This is a genomic window from Pararhodobacter zhoushanensis, from assembly GCF_003990445.1.
Classification (GTDB): Bacteria; Pseudomonadota; Alphaproteobacteria; order Rhodobacterales; family Rhodobacteraceae; genus Pararhodobacter; species Pararhodobacter zhoushanensis.
Genome location: NZ_REEZ01000002.1, coordinates 1 through 3,110, shown reverse-complemented (window position 1 = coordinate 3,110; position 3,110 = coordinate 1). Strand labels below are relative to the sequence as shown.

At 60.6% G+C, this 3,110-nt stretch carries 2 protein-coding genes; both read left to right on the top strand.

From position 1 onward, the window contains the following. The first annotated feature begins 629 nt into the window (after positions 1-629). Positions 630-1,154, top strand: a complete 525-nt coding sequence (locus tag EAE28_RS04620; RefSeq protein WP_127104671.1) for a DUF2867 domain-containing protein — start codon at positions 630-632, stop codon at positions 1,152-1,154. A 124-nt stretch (positions 1,155-1,278) separates the two neighbouring features. Further along, entirely contained in the window at positions 1,279-2,514 is a 1,236-nt protein-coding gene (pepT, locus tag EAE28_RS04615; protein WP_127104670.1) for a peptidase T, read from the top strand. Positions 2,515-3,110: the final 596 nt, after the last annotated feature.

Below are 3,110 nucleotides of genomic sequence, written 5' to 3'. Positions count from 1 at the left end.
ATTGCCCCCATCAGTTCGCGAGCATGAATCACGCAGCCAAGCAGTCCGCAAGACGATTAATGGGTCCTGAGCCTAGATACGCACGCATCTCAGCTAGGGTTTTCCACTCCCTAAGCTGATCAATAGAGTGACTGGTGACATCCACGTCTACTAGCCTGCTACAGGTTTGGCAGAGCCAAATACCATTTTCGGCAGCGGCTCGTTCCTCTGCTGTCAAAGAAGGTTCATACCTTGGCCCTCCCTCAGCAGCGGCTGTAATGTGCGCGGCAACACCAATGCTGGCGCTTTCGTCCGCCCCGTCCGGCCCGATGGTCGGGCGCAAACAGGTCTGATTTGAACATCGATAACCTGCACGTTGTGCAATTTTTCTTATTACGGGTACTTTAAAATCGTCACGTTTTGCCATGCGAAGAGCAATACGGCATCAAAAGTTCTTTGAAAAGCAGTTGTCGTACGCGTCGGCGGGAGGGTCAGCTTTGTCCGCACAGAGGGCCTTGCCCCAAACCGTTCCGAAGGGTCGCTGTAGGTCAGACGTGCTTGACGTTCGGGCCACTATAGCGCGACACGGCCCCTTGATTGGCTTCAGAAAATCAGCAGCATAGAGTCAAAGCTTCGCGACGTTCGATATCATGCCCAGAACCCTGCCCACCGACCCGCCCGTCAATCTGCGCCTCGTCGCCCCCCTGGCGCAGCTGGCCTTTCTCGACATCCAGTCGATGGAACTTCCCCGGCCGATGACGCCGTTGCAGGCGTGGCGCTTCCTGAATGCCCGGCCCATCCCGCTGTTTGCCTTGGCCTTCCGCATCCGCGACGCCATCTCGGCCCGCTTTGGCATCAAGCAGCTGGGCGGCTTTCGTGGGCGCGTGGCCGAGACCGTAGCTGTCGGCGACCGCGTCGAGTTCTTTCTGGTGGAAGAAGTCACGCCACAGCTTCTGGTCCTGACCGAGCGTGACCGGCATCTGGACGTGATGACCTCGATCACGGTTGAGGGCCTGCGGCTGTCGATCACCTCCTCGGTGGTGACGCATAACCTCTTCGGGCGGGCTTACATGCTGCCCGTTGCGCCGGCACATCGGCTCATCGTGTGGTATCTTATGCGCCGTGCGCGCAGGGATGCTGCGACCGGGCAGGGGACAAGCGTTACCGAAACCTGAATCGGCGCTCCTAACCCGTTGAATCTATTGGTTTCAGAAAATGTCCCATCAGGGGACACCCCCTCGCGGAAGTCTTGACTTCCCGCTTCCCGCCGGGCCTCATCCCGTCAAACGGAGGCCACCCATGACCGATTTCACCGCTGAACTCACCGACCGCCTGACCCGCTATTGCGCCATCGACAGCCAGTCCGATTCCGACAGCCCGACCAGCCCCTCCACCGAGATCCAGCTCGACATGCAGCGCCTGCTGGTTGATGAACTCACCGCGCTGGGCGCGCAGGATGTCCAGCTGACCCCCTACGGCGCGGTCCTCGCCACCATCCCCGGCACGGTCGCAGGCCCCACCATCGGCTTCCTCGCCCATGTCGACACCGCCCCCCAGTTCAACGCGACAGGCGTGAAGCCCCGCGTGATCAAGGGCTACAACGGCGGCGCGATCACCTATCCCGACGATCCCGCGCTGACCCTGACCCCTGAGGCCTTCCCCTACCTGGCCCAGAAGCAGGGCCACGACCTGATCACCGCCAGCGGTCTGACCCTGCTGGGGGCCGACGACAAAGCCGGCGTCGCCATCATCATGACCGCCGCCCGCCACCTGCTGGCCAACCCCGACCTGCCGCGCCCCACCCTGCGGCTGGCCTTCACGCCCGACGAAGAGATTGGCCGCGGCGTGGATGCCCAGCTCCCCAAAGACCTCGGCGTCGACTTCGCCTATACCTTCGATGGCGGGAAGGTCGGTGAGATCGAGGACGAGACCTTCTCTGCCGATGGGGCCGTGGTGACCATCAAAGGCGTCTCCATCCACCCCGGCTATGCCACCGGCAAACTGGTCAGCGCGATCCATCTGGCGGGCAAACTGATCCAGACGCTGCCGCAGGCGACGATGACCCCGGAAACTACCGAAGGCCGCGAGGGCTTCATCCACGCGACCGACATGAAGGGCAGCGCCGCCGAGATGAAGATCACCTTCATCCTGCGCGATTTTGAGCGCGAAGGGCTCGAGGCCAAAGGCACCCTGCTGCGTCAGGTCTGCGAAGCCGTCGCCGCCACCGAACCCCGCGCCGAGATCACCTGCACCATCACGCCCCAATACCGCAACATGCGCTACTGGCTGGAATCAGACCGCACTCCGGTCGATCTGGCGTATGAGTCGGCGCGCGATCTGGGCCTCGACCCGGTGTCGATTCCGATTCGGGGCGGCACCGACGGCTCGCGACTCACCGAAATGGGCGTCCCGTGCCCCAATCTCTTCACCGGCATGCAGAACATCCACGGCCCGCTCGAATGGATTTCCGCCCAGGATATGCAGGTCGCAACGCGTCTTTGCCTCGCCATTGCAGGGCGTGCGGCAGGGGGGTGAACGGTCTGTTTGACGGGGCGATCCGGGGCGTCGTCAGCATGTTGTGGCTGACCACGCCAAGACCACAAATCCGGGGGTGCGGGGCGGAAGCTGGAAAGTCGTGAAAGAAATTTTCTAGTATTATCAATCTTGTAGCGATAATTCGCGCGTTCATGTGACGTATTTTTGGCAATCCGTGCTTTTTCCTCTTGCGGGTATTTTGAGGATTGCCTAGATACCGCCTCACCGAAGCGGAGACGCCGAGGGACGCGGCGGAGACGACGCGGGAAGATGGGAAGAACGGCAGCGCAGCCGATGAAGATCGGAAGCGCGCTGGAATTTTTGTCCTCTGCTTTTTGACAATTTGGTTATTTGAAGGGATATGCGGGCGGTTTGGTCCAGTTCGATGGATCGGACGTCTGTATATCAGCTCACTAGGTTTCGGCCGATGATGTGAGTGTCAGCTTCACTGTTTTGCGGTTCTTGTTTCCGATGGGAACTTGAGCACAAAACGGAAAGAAATGAAGGGTCGGCTTCGGCTGACCTGTGATGTGCAGAGGTTCGCTCGTCAAGGATACGCTGGTAACGGCGTTTCAACTTGAGAGTTTGATCCTGGC